This is a genomic window from Limnohabitans sp. Rim47 (assembly GCF_001517545.1).
Lineage (GTDB): Bacteria > Pseudomonadota > Gammaproteobacteria > Burkholderiales > Burkholderiaceae_C > Limnohabitans_A.
Genome location: NZ_FBYA01000004.1, coordinates 180,020 through 204,088, shown reverse-complemented (window position 1 = coordinate 204,088; position 24,069 = coordinate 180,020). Strand labels below are relative to the sequence as shown.

The following is a 24,069-nucleotide window of genomic DNA, read 5'->3' as shown; positions in this document are numbered from 1 at the left end:
AACAAGAGGATGCCATGGCAAGACAACACACTCAACCCACCCAGCAAGAAAGGCTCATGCGGGACGACGACTTCATCGTCTCCAAAGCCGATCTGAAGGGACGCATCACGTACAGCAACCAAGTTTTTGCTGAATTTTCGGGCTTTCTTGAATCCGAGTTCATCGGCAAACAGCACAACTTGGTGCGTCACCCCGACATGCCGCGCTGCGTCTTCAAGTTGCTGTGGCAGCACCTCGAGAGTGGCCAAGAAATCTTCGCCTACATCAAGAATCTGTGCAAAGACGGCTCCTTTTATTGGGTCTTGGCCAACGTCACACCGTCGCGCGATGCACAGGGAAAAGTCGTGGGTTACTACTCGGTGCGCCGCAAGCCCAACCCCAAGGCCATTGCCGTTATCACACCGCTTTACAAACAACTGTTGCAAATCGAAAAAAATGCCGGAGCAAAAGACGCCATCGCAGCCTCTCTTGCCCAAATGGACAACCTCCTCAAAGATAAGGGCGTAAGCTATGAGCGCTTCATCCTCGACCTCCAAGCACTTTGAACCCAGCCCGCTGATCCTGTTGGGTCTTGCGGGTACTTTGGGCTTGGTGGCTGGTGCCATCGCGTTGTGGCAAGCGCCCGACAGCTATGGCCTGATGGGCTTGTGGGCTGTGATGGCCTTGTTGTTGATCGCTGGCATCAAAGTGTGCTGGCATGAAAACACCCAACTCGAACGCATCAACCACGTTTTGTCCGAAGCGGCCGAAGGCAAGCTGGAAGCACGCATCATCAACATCCCGCAGCAAGGCCGCTTGGTCGATGCCGCTTGGCGCATCAACGATGTGCTCGACCAAATTGAAGCCGTGTTCCGCGAATCCATGACTGTGGTCACGCGCATGGGTTCGGGCGATTTTTCGCGTCGCCCACAAGCCCAAGGTCTGCGTGGTCTTTACCCTCAGGTGCTTTCACAGATCGCCCAAGTCCAGCAAAACATGGCAGCCACCGTGCACATGCTGAGCCAAAGCATGCGTGCCATGGCCGACGGCAACTTTGACCTGCGTTTGTCCACACAAGGCCAATCGGGTCAATTTTTGGACATTCTGAACGACGCTCGCAAAACCATCGAAGTGCTCGACACCCTCATCAGCGACGTCGTGCGTGTGATGGATGCGGTGTCTCGAGGCGACTTGAGCCACCGGGTGCACGCCCAAGGTTCAGGCGCACTGGGCAAGCTCAAAGACGACATCAACCAATCTCTCGAGGCATTGGCTGTGTCCATGCGCCAAATCGGCGAAAACGCCCAGCAAGTCGCAGGCGCGGCCAACGACACCAGCACCGCCATTGGCCAGTTGGCCGATGGTGCGCAAAGTCAAACCCAGTTCATCGGCCACATGGTCAGCGCGATCCGCCAGACCGCCGCCGCCGTGAACGACATCGCATCCAACACCGAACACGCCAGCCGACAAGCCCAAGAGTCAACCACCATCGTGCGCGATGGTCAGCAAAAAATGGTGCAAATGGTCGATGTCGTCAACGGCATTGCCTTGAGCTCGGAAAAGATCAACAAGATCACCGATGTGATCGAGAAGATCGCCAACAAAACCAACCTGCTGTCCCTGAACGCCGCCATCGAAGCGGCGCGTGCAGGCGAGCATGGCAAAGGCTTTGCCGTGGTGGCCGACGAGGTTGGCAAACTGGCGGCCAGCAGTGCCGAAAGCACCAAAGAAATCACATTGCTGATCCAGCAAGCCAGCACGCAAGCCAAAGAGGCTGTGGTCGCCGTCAAAGAAGTCAGCTCGGACATGGAGCGCATCGTGAAATCCTCCACCCAAACCGACGGCATGCTGCAGCGCATCTCGGCCTCGGTGGAAGAGCAAACACGGATGATTCAAGAGATCAACAGCAGCGTCGAAAACCTCGAGCTGATCGCTCGCAGCAACTCTGCGGCATCTGAAGAGCTAGCGGCCTCCATGATCGAGTTGTCCAAGGTGGCGGATTCCACCCGCACCGAAATCACCAAGTTCAGCACCTAAGGCACCGAGACTTCACACCATGGAACTGGTCCTTTTCGACATTCAAGACAACCGCTTTGCTTTGCGCGCCTCGGCGGTCAGCCAGGTGCTGGAGTCATTGGCGATCACCCCCCTGCCTTATGCACCCACGGAGGTGGAAGGCTTGGTCAATGTGGCCGGTACTGTGCTGCTCAAGATCGACCTGGCATTGCGCCTGGGCATTGGCGCTCGCGCAGCGGATCAAAGTGGCAATTTGTTGGTGGTCATGACTGGCCACGAAAACATCGCCGTGCAGGTAGACCGCGTTCACAACAAAATCAATCTGGACGAATCACTGCTCACGCCTTACGTTGATCCGGGTCAGCGCAACCTGGTGTGCGGCGAATTCACACTCAATGAACGCATGGTGCTGCTGCTGGACGAGCGCTCACTTGACATGCGCGAGATGGACCCTGTGGGTGTGCCCGAAGGCGGTGGTGGCTTGATCGGGTTCGACCTGAACGACGACAACCGAACCGAAACCGCCAAACAATCCAATCTGGACATGGCCACCGTCACGGTGGAAGACAGCGAAGAAACCTACGCCCTGCACATGGCCCATGTGCAAGAAATTGTCGAGATCGGCCCGTTGACCCAACTGCCCGGTGCCACGTCCGAAGTTCAGGGCCTCATGCAGTTGCGCGGTCAGGCTTTGCTGGTGGTATCGCTCGGCGGCTTGCTCAACAGACCGCACATCACGCCCCCCCGCTTTGTGCTGGTGGTGAAAGTGCAAGGGCTGCAACTGGGCGTGAGTGTGGCCACCATCTTGGGCATTGAGCGCTATGCCCGTGAAGCGGTTCAGTCGGTCGCTGGTGCGCACGATGCACAACTGGAGGGTTATCTCAATGGTGCCGCCACGCGCGAAGGCCACATGACAGGACTGTTGTCCATGACCGGCTTGCTCTCGCCCCAGGCCATTGCCCACTACCAGCGCTTTCTGACACAGCAAACCACTTTCATGCTCCACAACAACCATTTAGCAGCCAGTGCTGTGCGTCGCATGCTGTCCTTCAGGCTCGGGAGTGAACGCTGCGCCCTGCCCTTGGCACTGGTGGACCGTGTCGAAGAGTACAGCCCCAGTGTGGACCTGCCCGATGGCGACAAGAGCCTGAGCGGCGTGATTCAAATCAAGGGCGAAATCGCCCCCGTGATTGACCTGCGCAGCATGCTCGGGGTCAAGCCCATCGAGACATCGTCTTACGTCGTCGTACGTGTCGACAACGAACCCTGGGCCTTGATTGTTGACCGCATCGAACGTGTGATCGATATAGAAGAAGCCAACATCACGCCGGTTCGAAATCAGCAAAACGATTACCTGAACGAAGTCGGCAAACTCGACGGTGAACTGATTTCACTCATCACATTGGCTCCGCTGACTTTGGCGGCCAAACGACAAATGAAATGAACACCCTGTGACACAAGACAAAAAAGTCAACGATCTGCTCAGTCAGATGCGCACTGCGGTGGACACGGCGCGAGCCGCCACAGCGGCCGCACCTGCGCCGAGCTTCAACTTGCAAGCGGCCAAGCCCATGCAGTCCTTCAGCAAACCTGAAGAGCCCAGCCAGTCGCGTGCGCTCTTGCTGCTGATCAATGAGTTGATGACGGGTGTAGAAACTCGTTTTGGCATCAAGCCCGGCACCTTGGTTGAACGCAAGTTGGTGCGTATTTTCAAAGACATGCCCATGGCCACGTTGAAAGACTGGGTCGAGAGCATGAACAACTGCTCAACCGAGCACTCCGAATGGCAATCCCTGGTGGAAAACTTGACGGTGCATGAAACCTATTTCTGCCGCGACCCAGACCTGATGAGCATGCTGGGTGATGAAATATTGCCGCACCTGTTGAGCCTGCGCAAAACCCAAAAGCAACTGCAGATTTGGTCAGCCGCCAGCTCTACAGGCGAAGAGGTCTATGACCTGACCTTTTCGGCCCTGCGCGCCATGCAAAAAGCGGGCTTTGCCCGCCTGTTCGAGGGCAAGCTGGTGCCCGAATCGGGCTGGGGGGTGTTCTCGTTCGGCACCGACATTTCCAACCAAGCTTTGCGCACAGCCAAAGCGGCGGTCTACGGTGACTTAGGTATGGGTTCGTTTCGCAACCTGCCTGACGATTGGAAGGCCATGTTCGAGGACGTCAAGATCGCACCCGCCAACGCGATGCCGGGCGTCAACTACTTCAAGATCCGCGAATGGGTGCGCCAGTGCACACGCTTTGAACGCTTCAACCTGATGAACAACCGCCCACCCGTCATGGGCATGGACTTGGTGTTTTGTCGCAACGTGCTGATTTACTTCGAAGACCCGATCAAGAAAGCCGTGCAAACCATGTTGGCGCGTGCCATGTCGCCTGGCGGCGTGATGGTGCTGGGGGCTTCGGTGCAAATGCTGGTGCCCGAGTACTTTGAATCGCGCTTGGGCAAAGGCGGCCCTTGGTATGTGAGAAACGACACCCGCGTATGATCCGACTGCTCATTTCAGACGACTCGGCTTTCATGCGCATTGCCATCCGCAAGATGGTGGAGAGAGAGCCCGACATTCAGGTTGTTGGTGAAGCCAAGACAGGACAGATGTGTGTCGAGATGGCACGCGAGCTGCGCCCTGATGTCATCACCATGGACGTGGAAATGCCCGTCATGGATGGCTTGGAGGCCACACGCCAGATCATGGCCGCAACGCCCTGCCCCATCATCATGCTCAGCAGTTTGACCGAGCGTAACTCGGTCACCACCATCCGCGCGCTGGAGCTGGGTGCCGTCGATTTCATCGCCAAAAAGTCCTCGTTCGTCCAACTGGACATCGTGCAGATCGGGGCTGATCTGGTTGAAAAATTGCGCTATTGGGGCAAAAAGAAAACCCGCTTGGGCGCCATCCGTGGCTTCGGCAGTACCGCACTGGCACCGATACCCAAGCCCGAAGCGAGCACAAGGCAACTGCGCAGCGTGACAGGCGGCCAGCCTGCAGGCTTGGTGGTGCTGGGCATCTCGACGGGCGGGCCGGCCACACTGCCTCATGTGCTCAAAGCCATGGGCCGCTTGGGCTGCCCCATGGTGGTGGCCCAACACATGCCGCCGATGTTCACCAGCGGTTTTGCAGCGCATTTGCGCAGCGAAACAGGCTTGGACGTGGTGGAAAGCACCGAGCAGATGGAGCTCAAACCCGGCATGGTCGTGATCGCCAAAGGCGGTGCCGACGTGGTGATTCGCGAGCCCTTCCCCGGCAAATTGATGCTGTATCAAAAAACCGATTTGCAAGCGACCATTCACCCCAACGCCGATGTGCTGTTCCGCTCTGCGGCGGCGGCCTCGTGTCCTGTCGTCGCTGTGGTGATGACCGGCATGGGCAGCGACGGCATGCTGGGCGCCAAAGACCTTGTAGCCCGAAAAAATTCGCATGTATTAGCCCAAGACCCTGACAGCTGCATTGTTGACGGCATGCCCGCCTCGACCATCAACGCTGGCTTGGCCACTGCGGTGCTTTCACCCCAAGAGATTGGCATGCGCCTGTCCCGTTTGTGTGCAAATCGCACAATTTCTTCTTTTAAAATCTCTGCTTTATAGAGAATGCCCCATGACCAAGAAACGCATACTCATCGTTGACGACTCCTTTGTGATGCGCGCCCTGCTGCGTGGCATCGTCACGTCTGACCCTGACCTTGAAGTCGCTGGTGAAGCCACCAACGGCCTTGAAGCACTTCAGCAAGTCAAAGAAATCGCGCCCGACCTGGTGTTGCTCGATATCGAGATGCCCCACATGGATGGCATCGAATGCATCAAGCGCCTGCGCCTGATGAGCAAAGTGCCCGTGATCATCGTGTCCTCTGTGGCCCAAGCGGGTTCGCCGCAAGCCATCGAAGCGCGCAAGTTTGGCGCGGCCGAAGTGATTGCAAAACCCTCTGGTGCCATGAGCCTGGACCTCAATGCCAAAAAAGGCCACGAGATCGTTACCGCCTCACGTCGCGTGCTCGGCCTGTCGTAAACCGACCTTGCCAGTTATTCGACATTAAGCTCGAAAGGAGTGTGGGACCGTGTCTGACGATTTTCTAGAAACCATCTGGGCGCAGTACGCAGTAGAGACCGAAGAACACATCGAAAGCATCGAGTCCTTGCTCGTCAAGGCCGACGCTGAGTCGCTCAATGCAGAAGAAGTGTCGGGTCTTTTCAGAGCATTTCACTCCCTGAAAGGTCTCAGCCGGGTCATGGAGTTGGGGGCCCTCGAATCGGTCGCTCATCGCTGCGAAGACCTGCTGGGCATGGTGCGCGAAGGCACCGCTGCGCTCGACAAAAATACAGTGGATCTGCTGCTGCGTTCGCTCGATGCCATCAAAGTCTTGTGCGAAAAGGCCGTGGCCGAGCGCGCCGATGGCGAAAAACCGCAAGCCTTGCTGCAAGAGCTCGAACGCGCCTTCAAAATGGTCAGTCAGGGTCAAGCGCTGACGGTTGCACCGGCAAGCACAGAACCCAGCCCGGCGCCCGTTGCGCAAGCGAGCGCGCAAGCCTCCCAAGCCCCCGAACAAACGACCGCAAGCCAACCTGCCGACACCAGTGGCCCCGCGCCTGTCCGCACCGAAGCAACCAAAGCCGCTGACGGCACGACGGACAACCGTCAAGTGGTTTTTTTGCGCCTGATCAGCAACGGCTTGCCGATCCTGGAGCGGCTGGCCAACTCGATTGCCACCAAGCAAGACGCGCCCCAAATTTTGGCGGTGGCCAACGACATCCGAAAGCCTTTGAGCTGGATGCTCAAAGGCTCCAACAGCTTGGGCTATGCGGGTCTGGACACGCGCATCGAGGAAATTCTGGCGGCATTGCCGGTCTCCGAAGAAATTTCGCAAGCCGATGGCGAGCGCATGGTCGACGTGATCGTTGCCTTTCTAGATGACTTGAAAACCCTAGGCGAAACCACCGGGGTCGACCTGGGTGGCGAGTCTTTGGCAAAAGTGTTGGCCCGGACCCTCAAAGAAAACCTGCTCATGCATTTGGGCCAGGTCGAAGAGTTGCTGCAAACACTGGAAAAGCCAGTGGATGCGCAAGACGATGAAATCGCCAACCTGTTGTCGCAACGGTTCTCACGCATTCATGGTTACCTGTCGTCGCTTTATCCGCAGTCACGCACCGATGTACCGCTGCTTTTAGTCGATGCTTTTGCACGCGCGGGCCGCAACCAAATGGGCATTTACAGCGAGGTGATCACCCTGTGCCGTGATGCTTTGCTGTTCATTCGTGACCTGCTCAACACCAGCGGCCGGCACCCCCTGAAGCAAGCGCCACTCAAAGCCGCCGACGAGCAATTGCACCAACGCATTCGCGATTACCTGTGGTCCCACGACGACGCAGGCGATACACCGGTTGACACCGTGCGTCAGTTCGTCGCTGCGATGAACATCCCGGTTGAATTGTCCGAGCTGCTCTCGCCTGACAACACGCGTGAACTGATGGAACTGATCCAAGATGGCTCTCTTGCCTATCTGATCAAAGCCCACCTGGAATCGTCCGAAGGCATCGCCACCGCCTTTCTGGAATGGGTGCACGACAAAGGCCGCGTGATCACAAACCGCACACTGATCGAGGCCGATCTGAGCTGGTACGAGATGCTCTTTATCTCGAAAGCGCCCCGCGCCGCCATCGAGCAAGACTTGCGCACGATCGACCAAGGCTCGGGCCATGTGATCTTGCTGGGTGAACTGGGCAAAGACAACCACAAACCGACAGCGGCAAAAGCCGCTGCAGCCCCCGCCCCTGTGGCGGCACCCACTACTGGGGCCACTGCTGCAACTGCAACTGCAACTGCGCCTTCACCTGCGCCAAAAACCCCAGCATCAAGCACGGCCGCAAAGCCAGTCGCCTCTGCGGCAGCGCCCGTCGAATCAGCGCCATCGAGCGAAGTGGCCAGCGTGAAACCTGCTGCGCCTGTTGCAACAGCCACCGCGGCAGCGGCACCCGCCCCAAGGGCGGCCACACCCGCTGCGGCCAACGCGTCCTCTAATGTGATTCGTGTCCCAGGCGAGATGCTCGACCAGTTCATGAACCAAATCGGTGAGATGGTGCTGGTGCGTGGCCAGTTGGCACACATCATTGGCGACCAGCGCGTGCGTGAGGGCTTGCACCGTTTGCGTCACGGCCAAGAAGGCCAACTCAAAGACCCGCAAAACCATTTGATCGATCTGCAGCAAGTGGCCGAGAGCCTGGACGACCAGCTTCGTCGCCTGCAAGAAACCGATGCGCTGATTCAGGGTGCACTGTCCCGCTTGCAAGACAGCGTGATGGGTTTGCGTGTGGTGCCGGTTGAACTGGTCTTCAAACGCTTCCCTCGCATGGTCCGAGACTTGGCGCTGGCACAAGGCAAACAAATTCGCCTGGAACTGATCGGACAAGAAGTCAAGATCGACAAAGCCATGGTCGAGTCTTTGGCCGACCCTCTGCTGCACATGGTGCGCAACAGCGCCGACCACGGTGTGGAAAAGCCCGAAGATCGCCGCCAGGCCGGCAAGCCAGACGAAGCGGTCATCCGCATCCAGGCCGAACAGCAAGGCAGCCGCATCATGATTCGCGTGATCGACGACGGCAAAGGCATTGATCCGGAACGCGTGCGCCGCAAGGCCATTGAACGCGGACTGGTCAAGGAAGAAGAAAGCCTGCAAATGAGCAAGGAAGACATCCTGAGCTACATTTTCAGGCCCGCATTCAGCACCGCCGATGTGGTCACCGAGACCTCGGGCCGAGGCGTTGGCATGGACGTGGTGCGCACCAGCGTCATGCGTCTGGGCGGCACCATCCACCTCGACTCTGAAGTCGGTCGCGGCACTACGTTCACCATGCAAATGCCGCTGTCTGCAGCGGTGCAAGAAGTTCTGCTGGTCAACACCGCCAACCAGACCATGGCCATCCCCGGCCGCTATGTGGCCGAGTTGGTCGAGGTCAGCCCCGACGAATACCAAACCGTCAAGGGCCGCACGGCCATCTTGCTGCGAGGCAACTTCTTGCCCATCGTGCGACTCGAAGAAGTGCTGGGCTACCCGGCCGCCGAAACGCAGTCACACCGCTATGTGGTCGTGCTCAGCGATGGGCAACGCACACTGGGCGTGTCGGTGCAAGAGTTTGTGGGCAGACAAGAGTTGTTCACCAAAGACATCCATCCGCGCTTGGCCGCCCTGCCCGGCGTGGGCGGTGCCAGCATTTTGGGTGACGGTCGGGTGGTGCTGATTCTGGATGCAGCAGCGCTTTACCGTTTGGCAGAAAACCTGCAAACCCCGCACCACTTGCCCGCAAACTGACCCCACGCCAATGGCACAGTACCTTCACATCCGGGTTGAGGACATCGACCTCTTGCTACCTGCTCTGCAGGTGCATGAGGTCATTGGGCTCGAACACACAGAAAGTCAGTCGGATGGCCATGCCATCTGGCGTGACGAAGTGATTGCGGCTTTTGACTTGGGGAAAATTTTGCACCGGTGCAGCACATCAGTAGCAAGGGATTACGGCGTGGTGTACAGCCCTGACGACTCGGACGCCCCGCCCGTTTTGATGGCGATCGACGAGGTTTTGGGCTTGAGAAATCCGCTGCGTGACCAGTTGCACAAACTGCCAGGGGCCATGACGACGGCCCACAGCTTGTTTGATGCCATCTGGATTGACAACAAATTGGGCCTTAAAGCCTATTGCGTCAAGGCACAACTGCCTGCGGATATTTTGGGTTGAGTCATGGCATTGAGGTTGGCCAAAGGCCAACCACGCCATCACTCGTGTGACATACCGCTCAGGTCTTCTTCAACGTCAGACGCTTTTTCGCTGTTCGTGAGTTCTTGGCGCAAGAACTTCAACACCACGATCTCGAAACCCAAGCCGATCTCTGACATGCAAATATTGTCAGACAACTGTTGCATCGCGGTGATGGCTTGCTCGCAAGTGAGTTCTGTGCGCTGGTACTTGGCCCCCAGCATAAAGGCGCTGTCCGCATACTCGCTGGGCAAATAAGCCCACATGTCGGTTTTACCGGAGCGGATTTTTTGGAAGCAATCTGCTTTGGGCAGAGGCGGCGGCTCCTCGCTCTTGGCCACTGCGAAAGCGGCCATTTGCTGCCAATCGGCCATGCGCTCGGCACCGGAAATGAATGTTTTGTCCAAATGGGCGCAGCACAACAAGGCCATGCCCCGGCGCATGCGGTTGGCCTCGAAAGTATCGGCAGACAACTCGATCACCTTCTCATAAGCTTGCTTTGCACGCTTTTTAAGAACTTCCGGTGACTCGGATCCCTTGAAGATCGAAAACATGAGAACCTGTAAAAAATGCCAACGCTTGCGATGTCTGGCGCCTGAGGAAAACAGATCCCAATGCAGCCAAGCGCATCAGGATCAGCTAAAAAACTGCGTTCCAGTATAAGTGTTCTTGATGATATTGTGAATTTTTTTAGGCTAAAAAATCATATTTTGCATTTTTGACTGTCACGGAAATCGCCGGCTTTGAAAAGGGACCGGCAATAAATGGCCGCTTTTTTGATAAAACCGCTCAAGTTACCGCCCTCGCCTCCGAATCATGGAGACGATACCCCCACGTTGGGCAACCAAGAGACCGGTTGGCCAACAGTCAGTACTGCCAGCGGGGGTGCCTTGAACCAAGGACAACACCATGAGCAACGACATTTCTCCCAGCCGCATGCCAGCGGCGCTGGCCGTGCCCAACAGCCATGCAGCCAAGGCCGTAGAAGCCATTCGCCCCCAAGTGGCAGAAACCGCAAAACCCGTGGCCGAGGCCAAACCTGACCCTCAAGAAACGCGCCGCACACTCGAAGAAGCCACAGAACATCTGAACCAGCAAATGCGCCGCAACAGCCGCGACCTGAGCTTCAGCGTGGACGACGTGGCCAACAAGGTGGTGGTGACTGTGAAAAACCGCGAAGGTGAAGTGGTACGCCAGATCCCTAACGAAGCAGCCCTGCGTGTGGCCCACAACCTGGACAACATGAAGGGCCTGCTGCAAGACGGCAAGTCTTGAGGCCTGCAAAAAAATTCAAGCAAACACTAAAGCTTGTTGACCAGCAACCGATTCATCAAGTAACAGAGATTCAAATCCGATTTTCTGTGAAACCAGGCAGGTCCTACTCCCTTCGGGTTCCTGCCAACCATTTGAAATACCTCTTCAAGGAGTAAGACCATGACTGTTATCAATACCAACACCAAGTCCATCGTGGCTCAAAACGCATTGATCGTTAACAACCGCGCCATGAGCAAAGCCATGGAGCAGCTGTCAACTGGCAAACGAATCAACAGCGCCAAAGACGACGCTGCTGGTTTGGCAATCGCATCCACAATGACCGCACAAATTCGGGGTCTTAATCAAGCGATACGCAATGCCAACGATGGTGTTTCATTGTTGCAAACCGCTGAAGGCGCCATGGTTGAACAAACCAACATGATGCAACGCATGCGTGAAATTGCAGTCCAATCATCCAACGACACCGTTAGTGCCGACCAGAAAGGCTACCTCGACACTGAATACCAGTCATTGTTGACCGAGATCGACCGAATCGGTGGAGCTACCCAGTGGAACGGTGAAAACGTACTTGATGCAACGGGCGGTACAGGTGCAGATGGCTCCTATGTTTTCCAAGTCGGTGCCAATGCTGACCAGACCATTACTGTCGCTATTGGCGACATGAGTACAGCTGGTGATCTGAGTGATCTTGATGGGACAGACATTACAGACTCAACAAACGCCAACCTGGCGATCACTGCTATCGATACCGCCTTGGATGCCATGAACAGCCAACGTGCAACCCTTGGTGCGGGCATTAACACCCTCACCTATGCAGCAGATAATTTGGCCAACGTTTCACAAAACACAACGGCTTCACGCAGCCAAGTTGTGGACACCGACTACGCACAAACCACCACCGAGCTGGCTCGCACGCAGATCATCTCGCAAGCGGCTACTGCGATGTTGGCTCAGGCGAACCAAGCCCCTCAGTCGGTCCTCTCGCTCCTGCGTTGATTGATCTTTGACCAGAGCCTGGTTCAATCCGAACCAGGCTCTTTTTACTGGAGGCGCATGGCTTTCGGTTTCAAAGCTCACAAAGCTGCCCTTCTACGTGTCATGACGGGAGCCTGTCCATGTCTATCGTGAATACCAACATCAGCGCGCTGGTCGCCCAAAAAGCATTGGGGCTGAATAACCGGGTCATGAGCGATGCCATGGCACAGCTCTCAACCGGGAAACGACTCAATTCAGCGGCTGACGATGCAGCAGGAACCGCCATCAGCGCAAAACTGGCCACACAAGTCCAAAGCCTGAACATGGCCGTGCGAAACACCAATGACGGAATTTCCATGATGCAAACAGCCGATGGCGCCGCCGGCGGTATTCAAGACATGTTGTACAGAATGAAAGAGTTGGCGGTGCAGTCGATCAACGATACCAACAGCAGCACCGATCGCGTGGCGCTTGATAGCGAATTTCAACAACTCGAAGCCCAAATCAGAAATTCCGTAGCCAACACAACTTGGAACGGTATTAACTTGCTAGATGGCAGTTTGGGCAACAACAGCGGTATCGCAACCTACCATGTAGGCGCAACTGCTAGCGATGGCGTTGCCGTGACTTATGCGGACTTCGACTTGGCGGCCCAACCCCTGACCACCGCCCGTGCGGTGAACACGGGTGCCAACGCCGACACCGCGCTGACTTCTATCGAAGGTGCCATCAACCAAATCAGCACCGCCCGAGCCACTTGGGGTGCAGCCATGAACCGGCTTGTGCATGCCGGGGATAACGCCATGCAAGTGTCGCAAAATTTGGGTGAATCCTACAGCCGCATCATGGACACCGACTATGCGCAGGCCACAGCAGATCTGGCCCGCAGCATGATCTTGGATCAAGCCGGCTCAGCCATGCTGACCCAAGCCAATCAACAGCCCTATTACGTGCTGACGTTGCTCAGTTGAACCTCACCAGGCTTTGGCATGTTCTTTGCAGTTGGAAGTTATGGAGGCCATTTTTTGCCGACATACTTTCCTTCAAGGAGCCCCATGCTGCACGCCGCCCCCGCCTTTTTGGCCAAAACCTCTTATTCCGCCCTGCTCGCCAGCGCGACCCAAGAGCTGAGCCCGACCAAAATCCGGCAATCCATTGCCGACCTGGTGGGCCAAAACCGCTTGACCGAGGCCGATACGCTCTCGCATGAGGCCATGCAGCGGTTTCCGCAAAGTGAAGACATTTTGGTCATTCGCGCTTTGGTCACGCAAGTGCGACAAGACTGGCCGGCGGCCAGCACGGCACTGGAAAAGTTGATTACCCTGCAAGGCCACGCCGCTCAGGCCGTGACCTGGAGCCAGTGGGTTCGCGTGCTGCGATGCATGGGCGACGATGCCCGAGCCATGACAGCCGCAGCCCAAGGCCTGGCCACCCACCCCAAACACCCCGAACTGCAAGAAGAGTTCAGCGCGTTGCAACGCGTGGGCATCGTGCCCGCGCTCAAGGTGGCTTGAAGCGCGCCTGATCATCTCAGGCTCTAAACGCCTGCAGAAAACATCTTTCGGCGGCCAAACCTTTCTGGGTTTGGCCGCTTTTTTACGCCTGCAATTTGACAGGATGCAGGAACCCACACCAACCCATAGCGGCAAAGCATTGCCACAGGTCAAGGCTCAAAGCTTGCTGAATCCCGCAGTGACACGGGATTTCGACACCCTCGCCTTTAAAAAAACCAGATTCCGCAGGTTTTTTTCAAATATTTAGCGAAAAAAGCGCGTGAAGGGCTAAAGAAAAGCTGGCACAGGGTTTGCTTAAATGGTTCATCTTCGGTTTTGACCCCTTGTCGCCGAAACTTTTTTGACACCTTCATTGGAGCCCGTGATGTCCACATTATTGAAAGCCATGTTGTCGCAGTCGGCGTCTGGCCAGTTTTTGACCATGCGCGAAGTGTCCCGGTTCACAGCGGCAGAAATTCGCCAGACCATGGCCGATTTGGTCGGCAGCAACCACATCGAGCTGGCCGACGCTTTGTCTGCAGCGGGCTTGAGCCTCTATCCCGAGAGCGAAGACATTTTGGCCATCAGCGCCCTGCTGGCCGAAATCAAACGTGACTGGACCACAGCCGAACAGCTGCTGACCCAGTTGATGACCCAACAAGGTCAACACACCACGCCCTTTACCTGGCGCCACCTGATTCGCGTGCTGCGCTGCCAGTGCGAACCCGGCAAAGCGCTGCTGATGGCCAAAAAAGCCATTGCGGCCTACCCCGAAGACGACATTTTGCGTGACGAGTTTTTGTCGCTGCAAGAACTGGTCTCCGAGCAGATGCCCGTTGCGGCTTCAACCCAACTGCACTGAAGACTCACCGAGTCGGCACTGCTCAACCCCTCATTTGAAACTCACCTAGAGAGTCACCGCCATGTCTGTTATCAACACCAACATCAAGTCATTGGTCTCGCAAAACGCGATGGTCAAAAACAACCGTGATCTGGCCGATGCCATGCAACAGCTTTCGACCGGAAAGCGCATCAACTCGGCCAAAGACGACGCAGCCGGCCTGGCAATTTCGTCTCGCATGACTGCTCAAATCACCGGTTTGGACCAAGCCGTGCGCAACGGCAACGATGCGGTGTCGATGTTGCAGACCACTGAGGGCGCGATGATCGAGATGACCAACATGCTGCAGCGCATGCGTGAGTTGGCCGTGCAATCTTCCAACGACACCTACACAGCTGTTGACCGTGGCTATTTGGACCTTGAGTTTCAACAACTCAAAACAGAAATCAACCGCATCACCGACACCACCGAGTGGAACGGTATGGCTTTTCTGAACGGCTCAACCACCAACGACGATGGCACGGTTGGAAAATTTGAGTTTCAGGTCGGTGCCAACAACGGCCAAATCATCACGCACACGATTTCAGACATGGGCTACCGTGCTGATCCAGGGCTGGCAGCATTCGCCACCACAACACCTAACGTGGTTGCAGCGGTAGGCCCTCCAGCGGTCGCGGCACAAGCCCAAGTTTCGACGCTGACCCTCAGCGGGATTTACATGGCAGATGACGTGATTTCGTTTACCGCTGGCGGTGAGACCAAAACGTACACCGTATTGGCTGCTGATTTGGCAAGCGCTGACAACGCAGTCAACCTTGCCAGCATTGCGGCAAAGTTGCTGACCGCAGCGGACACCCCCATGGGCACTGCTGGGGTGACACGAACAGGCAATGTTTTGACATTCACGGCCGCAACAGCCGGTACGGGCTTCTCAACGAACTCCAGCATCACCCTGACCAAAGACAACGGTGCCTTGACCAATCTGCGGGCTCTGACGATTCTGAACAACACAGACGCCAACACATCTCTGAACCAATTGGACGTGGCCATCAACCGCGTCAACACCGAGCGCGCTGGCTTGGGTGCGGTCATCAACCGCCTGAATTACGCGGTCGACAACTTGGCCAACGTGTCGCTGAACACCTCCGAGTCGCGCAGCCGCATCATGGATGCCGATTACGCCAAGGCCAGCAGCGAGTTGGCACGCACGCAGATCATCTCGCAAGCGGCCACTGCCATGCTGGCCCAGGCCAACCAGCAACCCCAATCGGTGCTGAAGCTGCTGCAAGGCTGAGCGTTGGGGCGCTCTGCGCAGACCTGCAAACCGTCACGGTTTGCAGGTTTTTTTTCGTGCAATTTTTCCTGTTTTTGGCACAGCTTTTGCTCAATCGGAGGTGATCGCCCGCAAGCCGAATGGTCGACGATTTTCTGACAGGGTGTATTGCCCCTGCACAGTCGTTGGCCTGGCTTGAAGCCTAGAACTTGAACGCCGTCAACGAAAAACCAATGCATCCGCTTGCCCCACACACCGCTGAAACCACCCGTCAGTTTTTGATGGCCATGTGCGCCCAAGCGCACAGCCAGCTTGCCTTGCAACACTTGGGCTCAATGCCCCAAATGGCCATTCAAGCGCAGGCCAACCTCAATCGGCAGGCTGCGTTGGAATTGCTGCGCGACTGAATGAGCACGTCCGCAAATCCTCAGCAACGCGGCCCGAACTGTTGGCAATGCCAACATTTCGCGATCACCCACATGCCCTCAGCGCCCTATGCCTGCCGGGGCATGGGGTTTCAGTCTCGTCTGCTGCCATCCTTGGAAGTGCTGCGGATAGACGGGCAGTTTTGCCGAGTGTTCCACGCCAAAACCCCGGCAACACCGCGTTGATGCAAAGAACTTCGCAGCGCACTTAGCCGCTCCAAAGCGCTGTCAATCTTTCGTCAAGCTGGTGTCAATTTCCCCAATAGCTTTGAAAATAATTAAGTGTTCATTTTGAAGTTTTTTTAACTTTTAAAACGACAAAATATTCTGGCACAAGGGTTGCTTAGCTAGTCTCATCAGAACATGAGGCCAACGCCGTGAAGTCACCCATCGCATCCACCCCTCTGGCCATTTGGCTGGACCCCGAAAGAGCCTTGAGCCCCGAGCACAGCCAAGCCTTACAGGTCAGTGGCTGGGCCGTGATGCCAGTGACCACACTGGACAATTTGTTGGCCCACGCCGCCGATGCGGCCATGGTGGTCTTGCACCTCACGCTCGACGTGACCCGACTCAAAGCCGTTCAACAACTCTTGCAGGACGCCGGCTTGAGCACACCGGTGGTTTGCCGCGTGGACCGTCAAGAACTGGACCTGGCCGTAGAAGCCACCCAAGCCGGTGCCCTGACGGTGCTGGCCGCGCAAGACGTGCGCACGGCCTCATGGCAACGGCTGCAAAGCCAACTCAACCCTGCTATCAGCCAAAAGACGCCACAGCCCGTGCGCAATGTGGTGTTTGTGGACCCCGCCAGCCAGCACCTGTTGGCATTGGCCCAAAAAGTGGCCCAAGCCGATGTGACCGCACTGCTGGTCGGCCCCACCGGCTCGGGCAAAGAAGTTTTGGCCCGCGTGCTGCACGAAGCCTCTGGCCGTGCCCAAGGCCCGTTTGTCGCACTGAACTGCGCGGCCATGCCAGAAAACCTGATCGAAGATATGTTGTTTGGTCACGAAAAAGGCGCCTTCACAGGGGCCCACCGTGAACAAAAGGGTTTGTTTGAACAAGCCCAAGGTGGCACCTTGTTTCTGGATGAAATTGGCGAAATGCCCATGCACCTGCAAAGCAAATTGCTGCGCGTGCTGCAAGAGCGCCAACTCACTCGCCTGGGGGGGCAAAACCTCATTCAGCTGAATGTGCGCATCGTGGCCGCCACCAACAAAGACCTGAAAAAAGCCATTGCCGAGCGTGAGTTTCGCGAAGACTTGTATTACCGCATTGCCACCTTCCGCATGCGTTTGCTGCCACTGGCCGAGCGCCCGGGCGACATCGTGCCCCTGGCTTTGCAGTGCTTGCTGCAACACGACAAAAAGCCCTGGCAGCTAAACCCGCAGGCCCAAAGCTTGTTGCTGCAATACCCTTGGCCCGGCAATGTGCGCGAGCTGGAAAACGTGATGCGCCGCGCCATGGTGCTGTGCTCCGACCACCAAGTCACACCGGCCCACCTGATGTTTGACGACTGGTTGACCAGCGCCGCGCCCACACTGACACCGACCATCACACCCACTGCCACATTGGCGTCAGTGGCGTCAGTGGCGTCAGTGGCGTCAGTGGCGTCAGTGGCGGCACCGGCACCCGCAGCGGCCCATACAGCGTCACCCACCGCTGTTGAACAATTCATGACAGCGGCCGTAAACAGTTTGGGGATTGAGGCCAATGCCGCGTCTGTCGAAGCAAGCCCGCTGCCCACCAACCTGAACAGCGCCGCTCGCATCAATGAGCACCAAGTGATCATGGCCACGTTGGCCAACACCCCCAGCAAAACAGAAGCTGCCAAACGCCTGGGCATCAGCCCACGCACCCTGCGCTACAAACTGGCCCAGTTGCGTGAGCACGGGCTGGGCATGGCCAGCGCCGCTTACTGAAGGAGACACGCATGATCGACAAAGCCATTTCTCCAGCCAGCATCCAGTCGATGCTGCAAACGCTGCGCAGCCACCAGGCCGAAGCTTCGGGCAAGTCCGGGGCCATGTCCGGCATCGGTGATTTGACCGGCGGTGCGAGCGCTACGGGCGATGCTCAAAAAACAGGTTTTTCTGAATTGGTCACGGGTGCGCTCGGCCAAGTCAACCAACTGCAAGTCCAGGCATCGGACATGCGCGAAGCCTTTGACCGAGGCGAAGACATGGCCTTGACCGATGTGGTCTTGGGCATGCAGAAATCTTCATTGGCTTTTGAGGCGACCTTGCAGGTCCGCAACAAAGTGCTCAAAGCCTACGAAGACATTTTGAACATGCCTGTCTGACCCCCCTGAACTGAAGAAGAAAAAACATGGCTGCAGCAATCGCAACAATGAACCCCGGCATGACGGCAGCGCCCCTAGCGGCTGCTAACACTCCGGCCACCATCGCAGGCAACACCGCGGTCGCCACCGTCCCTGGTGCGCCAGAAAAAGACGGCGCTGCCAGCAACAGCCTGAGCCCTTGGCACACCAAGGGGTTTTCAGATTCGTTTTCCAAAGTCATCAACCAGCCGTCTGTGCGCCGGGTCTTGCCCCTCATCGTCATGTTGGTGGTGCTGGTGATTTTTGGTCTGATCTACGCTTGGATGAACGTCACGCCCTACCGCCCCGTGATGCCTGGCCTGCAAGAGGCTGACCAGCAAAAAGCCTACGAATCGCTGAAGAACGCTGATTTCAGCCCCAAGATCGACCCCACCACCGGGCAACTCACGGTGCCCAGCCCGCGCTTTCACGAAGCCCGTATTTTCCTGGCCTCGCAAGGCTTGCCCAAAGCCGGGGCCACAGGCCTGGACGGTCTGAAAGAGCAATCGTCCATGACCACCAGCCAGTTCATGGAACAGGTCAAGGTCAATGCGGCCATGGAGCAAGAGCTGGCCCGAAGCATCATGCAAATTGGCAGTGTGCAAAGTGCCCGCGTGCACTTGGCCACACCCAAGCAAAGCGTGTTTGTGCGTGACCGCACGCCGCCCAAAGCCTCGGTGGTGCTGGCGCCTTATCCGGGCCGCGCCGTATCGGCCTCGCAAGTGCAGGCCATCGTGCACCTGGTGTCGTCCAGCGTGCCCTACCTGGCACCTGACCATGTGACCGTGGTCGACAACGTGGGCAAGCTGATGACCGAATCGGCCACCGAACAAAAGCTGGGCCTGACCTCTGCACAAGAGCAACACAAACAACACCTTGAAGAGGTGTATCGCACCCGCATCATGGAAATCCTGTCGCCCATGGTGGGCGAGGCCAATGTGCGCTCGCAGGTGAACCTGTCGCTGGACTTCACCCAGATCGAAAGCACCACCGAAGACTTTGACAACCGCGACAAAGGCCCCCGCACCCGTTCCGAAGTGCTGGCCGAAGACCGCGCCGCCAGCCGCGCCGCTGAGGGTGTCCCGGGTTCTTTGGCCAACACGCCACCCGCCGATCCCACCACCACCAACAACACCCAGGTCAATGGCGACAAAGGCCAAGCTGAATCGGGCAACAAACTCAGCAGCCGGTCCACACGCAACTTTGAGCTCGACCGCACCGTGCGCCATGTGCGCAATGCAACGGGCGGCATCATGAAGGTGAGCGTGGCCGTGGTGGTCAATGAACGCCCTGCGCCACCGCCGGCCAAAGACGCACCCGTGGTGCCCAATGCCCCGACCTCGGTGGCCTTTACACCGCAAGAACTCGAACAAATGCTGCAAGTGGTTCGTGGCGTGGTGGGTTTTGACCCGCAACGCGGCGACAACGTGTCGGTGGTGCCTGCCAAGTTCGAACCGACGGCCGCTTTGGAAACCATTCCGTGGTACCTCGAAGATGCCGTGCAAACAGGCATCAAGAGTGGCTTGCTCGCCATCAGCTTCATCGTATTCATGTTGATCGTGATCCGCCCCATCATGCGCAACATGTACGCCAACCATGCCGCCGAAGAGCAACAGGCCAAGGCCGCTCTGAGCGATGGCGAATTGAGCGAAGACGACATGCGCATGATCCAGATTGGCGAAGGCGACAGCCTGCAAGAGATCAAGGCCAAGCTCAAGCCCAAGAAGTCGAGCATCTCGATGGACATGCTGGACACCGCCAACACTTACGACGACAAAGTGGCCCTCATCCGCATGCTGGTGGCCGAAGACTCGGGCCGCGTGGCCAACGTGCTCAAGGGCATGATCAAGGTCAACTGAAAAAGAACAACAAGGAACAACGACCATGGCCACCAAAAAACCCGATGACAAAGACGTCAAAGACGGCAAGGACGCACCAGCCGCCACTGCGGCCAATTTGGCGGTCCCGATGACCGAAGAATTGGTCAAGGAACTGGCCGAGCTGACGGGCACCCAACGTGCTGCTGTGTTAATGCTGCTGCTGGGCGAACAGCAGGCTTCTGAAATCATCCGCTTCATGAGCCCCAAAGAGGTTCAATCCTTGGGCGCGGCCATGGTGTCGGTGTCCGACTTGTCGCAAGAAGCCGTGAACATCGTGCTGGACGAGTTCGTCACCATGCTAAAAAAGCAGACCAGCCTGGGCCTAGGCACAGGCGACTATGTCGAAAAAGTGCTCAAGCGCGCTTTGGGCGACGACAAAGCGGCCTCGGTGCTCAGCCGCATCATGCCGGGCCAGGGCAGCAAGGGCCTGGAGATTCTGAAATGGATGGATGCCCGCTCAATTGCCGAAATGATTCGGGGTGAACACCCCCAGGTGGTGGCCATCATCTTGTCGGTGCTGGAGTACACCGTGGCCGCTGACGTGTTGAACTTCTTGCCCGGCGAATCTCGTCCCGAGATCATCCAGCGCATTGCCAGCCTGGAGACGGTGCAACCGTCTGCGATGGAAGAGCTGGAGCAAATCATGATGAAGCAGTTCGCCACGAACTCCTCGTCCAAATCGTCCAGCTTCGGCGGCATCAAGGCCGCGGCCCAGATCATGAACTCGGTCAAGGTCGAACTCGAATCGTCCATCATGTCCGGTTTGTCGCAGATCGACGGCGATTTGATGCAGCGCATTCAGGACAATATGTTCACCTTCGAAAACTTGGTGAGCGTGGACAACCGCGGCATCCAGGCGATCATGCGCACCGCAGAGCCCGACCTGCTCATGGTGGCCCTGAAGGGTGCACCCGACTACGTCAAAGACAAATTCCTGGACAACATGTCGGCACGCGCACGCGTCATGTTTGTCGACGACATGGAATCCAAAGGCCCCTTGCGCATCACCGAAGTGGAAGAAGCGCAAAAGAACGTCATGCGCCTGGCACGCAAGCTGTCCGATGCGGGCGAGCTGGTGTTGGCGGGAGGCGGCGATGGCTTCGTTTGACACGCCGCAAGCGCCTACCGCCAGCGACTGGAGCACCAACCCCTTGCTCAACAGCAAGGTGCAGACACCCCACTTTTTGCGCACCCAATGGGACGAGGCCTCGGCCCAATCCTTTGGCCCTTGGCGAATGGCGCCAAAGGCAGAGCCAACCGACGGCTTGCTGAGCGCCCCACCCGATGCCGATCTGGCCACGCCAGACGATGCCGAGGCCGCAGCCCATGGCGACGACCTGTTGCCTGCCGAAGACGGCTTGGCCCCCTCACCCTGGAGCGAGACCGAACTCGCTCAGTTGCGCGACGAAGCCTTTGAAAAAGGATTTCTCGAAGGTCAGGCGCAAATGCGCACCGAGCACGAGGCCGAACGCGCCAAAGAGCGCGAACTCATTCGTCACCTGGGCATTGAGTTGCGCAGCATCGGACAAGACCCGCAGCGTTTTTTTGAGCCCCTCAAGCGCCTGGCCCTGCATGTGGCCGAGCAATTGGTGCGGGCCGAATTGCAGCTGTCTGGTCAGGCCGTGAGCAACCTCATTCAGGCCTGCATTCAGCAGCTGGACCACCCGCCTGAGTCGGTCAACGTGAGCGTCAACCCCGAAGACTTGCAGCGCCTCAAAGCCATGGGTGAGTCGGCCACGCAACACCTGCAACTGGAGGCCGATGCCCAGTTGCGCCCAGGCAGTGTGCGCGTTCGCGCCAACGACACCGTGGTGCAAGACCTGATTGAACACCGGCTCGAACCGCTGGCCCGGCGTCTGTTGGCCCAGCCCGAAGCCTGGATGCAACAGTCCTCGCTGGTCAAAGACCAGGCCGAAGCCATGCCCGCCGACACGCCCAGCCGCGATTGGAGTCGCCAGGTGATCGACGTGGAAGACACCGAAATGAAACCCGCTTCTCAGCCAGCATCGCCCGAAGATGACAACATCCCATGATGAATTTTGACGCCGAAGTCAGCCAACTGGTCGGTGAACTTCGCACGCCCGACCCGCAACGCAGCGGCACCCTGGTGCGCTTGGTGGGCATGCGCCTAGAGACACGCGGCTTGATGGCCCCACTGGGCGCTTGTTGCGAAGTGGTGGGCCAGTTTGGCCACCGTGTCGAGGCCGAAGTGGTGGGATTCAACGACGAAACGCTGTACCTTTTGCCCTTCACAGAGCCTCAAGGCATTGGGCCGGGTGCCAAGGTCAGCGTCATCAGCCACACCTCGCAGGTGGCATTGGGGCCGGCGCTGTTGGGGCGCGTGCTGGACGGCCGGGGCCAACCCCTGGACGGCAAACCGGCACCGGAATGCACCGACATCTTGAGCTTGCAGGGCCGCCCCATCAACCCGATGGAGCGCGGCCCGATCCGGGACATTCTGGACGTGGGCGTGAAAGCCATCAACGGCATGCTGACCATCGGACGCGGGCAGCGCCTGGGCCTGGTGGCCGGCTCTGGCGTGGGCAAAAGTGTGCTGCTGGGCATGATGACGCGTTTTACCGAAGCCGATGTCGTGGTCATTGGCCTGATTGGCGAGCGTGGCCGCGAGGTGCAGGCCTTTATCGAAGAATCCCTGGGGCCTGTGGGTCTGGCCAAGTCGGTGCTGATTGCCGCCCCCGCCAACGAATCGCCCGTGCTGCGCCTGAAAGCGACGCACATGACGCATGTGATCGCTGAGTACTTTCGCGATCAGGGCAAAAACGTCTTGATGCTGGTGGACAGCCTGACCCGCGTGGCCCATGCACAACGCGAAATCGGCCTTGCCGTGGGCGAACCACCCACCGCCAAGGGCTACCCGCCGTCGGTGTTTGCCTTGCTGCCTAACCTGATTGAGCGCGCGGGCGTGGGCCGCCATGGCGTGGGTTCGATCACCGCCATCTACACCGTGTTGGCCGAAGGCGATGATGCCAACGATCCGATCGTGGACATCGCACGCGCCTCACTCGATGGTCAGGTCATGCTGTCGCGCAAGCTGGCCGATGCTGCGCACTACCCCGCGATTGACCTGAACGGCTCGATCTCACGGGTGATGCAAAACCTGCTGTCGCCAGAAGACCAAAAACTGGCCAACCGATTCAGGCGGCTGTGGGCGCTGTACCAGCAAAACCAGGACTTGATCCAGGTGGGTGCCTACGAAGCAGGCAGCAACCCCGATCTGGACCAAGCCATCCGCTTGCGTTCGGCGATGGAACATTTTTTACAACAAGACATGCACACAGGCCAGGACGCTGCCACCACGCGCCGCGACGTTCAGGTATTGATGAGCAGCTAAGCCCCCCAGAAAGCCATTGATGCGACAAGCCCGAAACTGCTGGCCCGTACTGGTTCGCAAAGCCCAGGACACGGTGAACGAGGTGCAAACCGAAATCGCCCAGGCCATGGCCCGCGTCGAGCAGCTGCAAGCCAGTCACCAGCGACTGTGCAATCTGTACGACGAATACCGTCTGCAAGAAACCCAGAGCAACGCCACCGTGATGGGCATGCAAGCGAGCATGAACCACCGGCAGTTCATGGCGCAACTGCTCACGTTGCAGCAGCGCGTGGTGGTCGACTTGGGCAAAGCGCAGGCCACCTTGACGCAAACGCGCAAAAAACGCGTGCAAGCCGAAATCGAGCTGCACAAGATGCAATCACTGGCCGACCAAGATGCCAAAGCGGTGGCCAAAGACGTTCAACGTCATGAACAACGGCAAATGGACGAACTGGGTGTGCGCCAGTTCAATCTGGGTCTTCAGCATTAAAGGCTGCGGTCCGGTCCCACGATCAGA

The 24,069-nt window shown here is 57.8% G+C and carries 23 protein-coding genes; 22 read left to right on the top strand and 1 reads right to left on the bottom strand.

The annotated features are described in order from the left end of the window. Positions 1 to 14: 14 nt before the first annotated feature. Genes BN3544_RS11300 through BN3544_RS11265 form a run of 8 tightly spaced genes read left to right on the top strand, consistent with a single transcriptional unit; the run spans position 15 to position 9,727 of the window. Entirely contained in the window at positions 15 to 545 is a 531-nt protein-coding gene (locus BN3544_RS11300) for a PAS domain-containing protein (protein WP_026036863.1), read from the top strand. Then, entirely contained in the window at positions 511 to 2,016 is a 1,506-nt protein-coding gene (locus BN3544_RS11295; protein WP_050999126.1) for a methyl-accepting chemotaxis protein, read from the top strand. Before BN3544_RS11300 ends, BN3544_RS11295 begins: the two co-directional genes overlap by 35 nt. 19 nt (positions 2,017 to 2,035) lie before the next feature. Then, a complete protein-coding gene (locus BN3544_RS11290) occupies positions 2,036 to 3,439 on the top strand; it encodes a chemotaxis protein CheW (RefSeq protein ID WP_019431193.1) in 1,404 nt (467 codons plus the stop codon). 7 nt (positions 3,440 to 3,446) lie between these two features. Beyond that, entirely contained in the window at positions 3,447 to 4,493 is a 1,047-nt protein-coding gene (locus BN3544_RS11285; RefSeq protein ID WP_019431194.1) for a CheR family methyltransferase, read from the top strand. After that, a complete protein-coding gene (gene cheB / locus BN3544_RS11280; RefSeq protein WP_019431195.1) occupies positions 4,490 to 5,590 on the top strand; it encodes a chemotaxis-specific protein-glutamate methyltransferase CheB in 1,101 nt (366 codons plus the stop codon). The genes BN3544_RS11285 and cheB overlap by 4 nt, the downstream gene beginning before the upstream one ends. 10 nt (positions 5,591 to 5,600) lie before the next feature. Next, positions 5,601 to 6,008 (top strand): response regulator, encoded by a 408-nt coding sequence (locus BN3544_RS11275; protein ID WP_019431196.1) that lies wholly within the window; start codon positions 5,601 to 5,603, stop codon positions 6,006 to 6,008. A 49-nt stretch (positions 6,009 to 6,057) separates the two neighbouring features. Continuing rightward, positions 6,058 to 9,303 (top strand): chemotaxis protein CheA, encoded by a 3,246-nt coding sequence (locus tag BN3544_RS11270; protein ID WP_019431197.1) that lies wholly within the window; start codon positions 6,058 to 6,060, stop codon positions 9,301 to 9,303. A 10-nt stretch (positions 9,304 to 9,313) separates the two neighbouring features. Next, positions 9,314 to 9,727, top strand: a complete 414-nt coding sequence (locus BN3544_RS11265; protein ID WP_019431198.1) for a chemotaxis protein CheW — start codon at positions 9,314 to 9,316, stop codon at positions 9,725 to 9,727. A gap of 38 nt (positions 9,728 to 9,765) precedes the next feature. Here BN3544_RS11265 and BN3544_RS11260 read toward each other — a convergent pair whose 3' ends face one another. After that, positions 9,766 to 10,218: a hypothetical protein gene (locus BN3544_RS11260; RefSeq protein WP_155820581.1), complete on the bottom strand. Its 453-nt coding sequence runs from the start codon at positions 10,216 to 10,218 to the stop codon at positions 9,766 to 9,768. 436 nt (positions 10,219 to 10,654) lie between these two features. Between BN3544_RS11260 and BN3544_RS11255 the strand changes: the two genes are divergently transcribed. The 14 genes from BN3544_RS11255 (at position 10,655) to BN3544_RS11190 (ending at position 24,042) form a co-directional block, all read left to right on the top strand. Next, on the top strand, positions 10,655 to 11,020 hold the full coding sequence (locus BN3544_RS11255) for a flagellar protein FlaG (protein WP_019431200.1): 366 nt from the start codon (positions 10,655 to 10,657) through the stop codon (positions 11,018 to 11,020). A gap of 159 nt (positions 11,021 to 11,179) precedes the next feature. Continuing rightward, a complete protein-coding gene (locus BN3544_RS11250) occupies positions 11,180 to 12,016 on the top strand; it encodes a flagellin N-terminal helical domain-containing protein (protein WP_019431202.1) in 837 nt (278 codons plus the stop codon). 119 nt (positions 12,017 to 12,135) lie between these two features. Further along, on the top strand, positions 12,136 to 12,966 hold the full coding sequence (locus tag BN3544_RS11245) for a flagellin N-terminal helical domain-containing protein (protein ID WP_019431203.1): 831 nt from the start codon (positions 12,136 to 12,138) through the stop codon (positions 12,964 to 12,966). A gap of 84 nt (positions 12,967 to 13,050) precedes the next feature. Then, a complete protein-coding gene (locus BN3544_RS11240; RefSeq protein ID WP_019431204.1) occupies positions 13,051 to 13,509 on the top strand; it encodes a tetratricopeptide repeat protein in 459 nt (152 codons plus the stop codon). A gap of 364 nt (positions 13,510 to 13,873) precedes the next feature. Then, the gene (locus BN3544_RS11235) at positions 13,874 to 14,350 is read left to right on the top strand and encodes a hypothetical protein (protein WP_155820582.1); all 477 of its coding nucleotides are present in this window, start codon (positions 13,874 to 13,876) and stop codon (positions 14,348 to 14,350) included. A gap of 61 nt (positions 14,351 to 14,411) precedes the next feature. Further along, complete coding sequence (locus BN3544_RS11230) at positions 14,412 to 15,623, top strand: flagellin N-terminal helical domain-containing protein (protein WP_019431207.1); 1,212 nt, start codon at positions 14,412 to 14,414, stop codon at positions 15,621 to 15,623. A 188-nt stretch (positions 15,624 to 15,811) separates the two neighbouring features. Beyond that, a complete protein-coding gene (locus BN3544_RS11225) occupies positions 15,812 to 16,009 on the top strand; it encodes a hypothetical protein (protein WP_059355995.1) in 198 nt (65 codons plus the stop codon). A 395-nt stretch (positions 16,010 to 16,404) separates the two neighbouring features. Continuing rightward, positions 16,405 to 17,943 (top strand): sigma-54 interaction domain-containing protein, encoded by a 1,539-nt coding sequence (locus BN3544_RS11220; protein ID WP_019431209.1) that lies wholly within the window; start codon positions 16,405 to 16,407, stop codon positions 17,941 to 17,943. A gap of 11 nt (positions 17,944 to 17,954) precedes the next feature. Then, complete coding sequence (gene fliE, locus BN3544_RS11215; protein ID WP_019431210.1) at positions 17,955 to 18,323, top strand: flagellar hook-basal body complex protein FliE; 369 nt, start codon at positions 17,955 to 17,957, stop codon at positions 18,321 to 18,323. A gap of 26 nt (positions 18,324 to 18,349) precedes the next feature. Further along, positions 18,350 to 20,200, top strand: a complete 1,851-nt coding sequence (fliF, locus tag BN3544_RS11210) for a flagellar basal-body MS-ring/collar protein FliF (protein WP_155820583.1) — start codon at positions 18,350 to 18,352, stop codon at positions 20,198 to 20,200. Between the two features lie 25 nt (positions 20,201 to 20,225). Continuing rightward, positions 20,226 to 21,329, top strand: coding sequence for a flagellar motor switch protein FliG (fliG, locus tag BN3544_RS11205; protein ID WP_019431212.1), 1,104 nt, complete (start codon positions 20,226 to 20,228; stop codon positions 21,327 to 21,329). Continuing rightward, a complete protein-coding gene (locus BN3544_RS11200; RefSeq protein ID WP_019431213.1) occupies positions 21,316 to 22,254 on the top strand; it encodes a FliH/SctL family protein in 939 nt (312 codons plus the stop codon). The genes fliG and BN3544_RS11200 overlap by 14 nt, the downstream gene beginning before the upstream one ends. Continuing rightward, complete coding sequence (locus tag BN3544_RS11195; RefSeq protein WP_155820584.1) at positions 22,251 to 23,573, top strand: FliI/YscN family ATPase; 1,323 nt, start codon at positions 22,251 to 22,253, stop codon at positions 23,571 to 23,573. The genes BN3544_RS11200 and BN3544_RS11195 overlap by 4 nt, the downstream gene beginning before the upstream one ends. 19 nt (positions 23,574 to 23,592) lie before the next feature. Further along, positions 23,593 to 24,042 (top strand): flagellar FliJ family protein, encoded by a 450-nt coding sequence (locus tag BN3544_RS11190; RefSeq protein WP_019431215.1) that lies wholly within the window; start codon positions 23,593 to 23,595, stop codon positions 24,040 to 24,042. The last annotated feature ends 27 nt before the right edge of the window (positions 24,043 to 24,069 follow it).

What these genes read in the sequence shown, in the direction of transcription:
- BN3544_RS11300 (WP_026036863.1), top strand. Translation starts at nt 15, where the DNA reads ATGGCAAGACAACACACTCAACCCACCCAGCAAGAAAGGCTCATGCGG.
- BN3544_RS11295 (WP_050999126.1), top strand. Translation starts at nt 511, where the DNA reads ATGAGCGCTTCATCCTCGACCTCCAAGCACTTTGAACCCAGCCCGCTG.
- BN3544_RS11290 (WP_019431193.1), top strand. Translation starts at nt 2,036, where the DNA reads ATGGAACTGGTCCTTTTCGACATTCAAGACAACCGCTTTGCTTTGCGC.
- cheB (WP_019431195.1), top strand. Translation starts at nt 4,490, where the DNA reads ATGATCCGACTGCTCATTTCAGACGACTCGGCTTTCATGCGCATTGCC.
- BN3544_RS11275 (WP_019431196.1), top strand. Translation starts at nt 5,601, where the DNA reads ATGACCAAGAAACGCATACTCATCGTTGACGACTCCTTTGTGATGCGC.
- BN3544_RS11265 (WP_019431198.1), top strand. Translation starts at nt 9,314, where the DNA reads ATGGCACAGTACCTTCACATCCGGGTTGAGGACATCGACCTCTTGCTA.
- BN3544_RS11255 (WP_019431200.1), top strand. Translation starts at nt 10,655, where the DNA reads ATGAGCAACGACATTTCTCCCAGCCGCATGCCAGCGGCGCTGGCCGTG.
- BN3544_RS11250 (WP_019431202.1), top strand. Translation starts at nt 11,180, where the DNA reads ATGACTGTTATCAATACCAACACCAAGTCCATCGTGGCTCAAAACGCA.
- BN3544_RS11245 (WP_019431203.1), top strand. Translation starts at nt 12,136, where the DNA reads ATGTCTATCGTGAATACCAACATCAGCGCGCTGGTCGCCCAAAAAGCA.
- BN3544_RS11240 (WP_019431204.1), top strand. Translation starts at nt 13,051, where the DNA reads ATGCTGCACGCCGCCCCCGCCTTTTTGGCCAAAACCTCTTATTCCGCC.
- BN3544_RS11235 (WP_155820582.1), top strand. Translation starts at nt 13,874, where the DNA reads ATGTCCACATTATTGAAAGCCATGTTGTCGCAGTCGGCGTCTGGCCAG.
- BN3544_RS11230 (WP_019431207.1), top strand. Translation starts at nt 14,412, where the DNA reads ATGTCTGTTATCAACACCAACATCAAGTCATTGGTCTCGCAAAACGCG.
- fliE (WP_019431210.1), top strand. Translation starts at nt 17,955, where the DNA reads ATGATCGACAAAGCCATTTCTCCAGCCAGCATCCAGTCGATGCTGCAA.
- fliF (WP_155820583.1), top strand. Translation starts at nt 18,350, where the DNA reads ATGGCTGCAGCAATCGCAACAATGAACCCCGGCATGACGGCAGCGCCC.
- fliG (WP_019431212.1), top strand. Translation starts at nt 20,226, where the DNA reads ATGGCCACCAAAAAACCCGATGACAAAGACGTCAAAGACGGCAAGGAC.
- BN3544_RS11200 (WP_019431213.1), top strand. Translation starts at nt 21,316, where the DNA reads ATGGCTTCGTTTGACACGCCGCAAGCGCCTACCGCCAGCGACTGGAGC.
- BN3544_RS11195 (WP_155820584.1), top strand. Translation starts at nt 22,251, where the DNA reads ATGATGAATTTTGACGCCGAAGTCAGCCAACTGGTCGGTGAACTTCGC.
- BN3544_RS11190 (WP_019431215.1), top strand. Translation starts at nt 23,593, where the DNA reads ATGCGACAAGCCCGAAACTGCTGGCCCGTACTGGTTCGCAAAGCCCAG.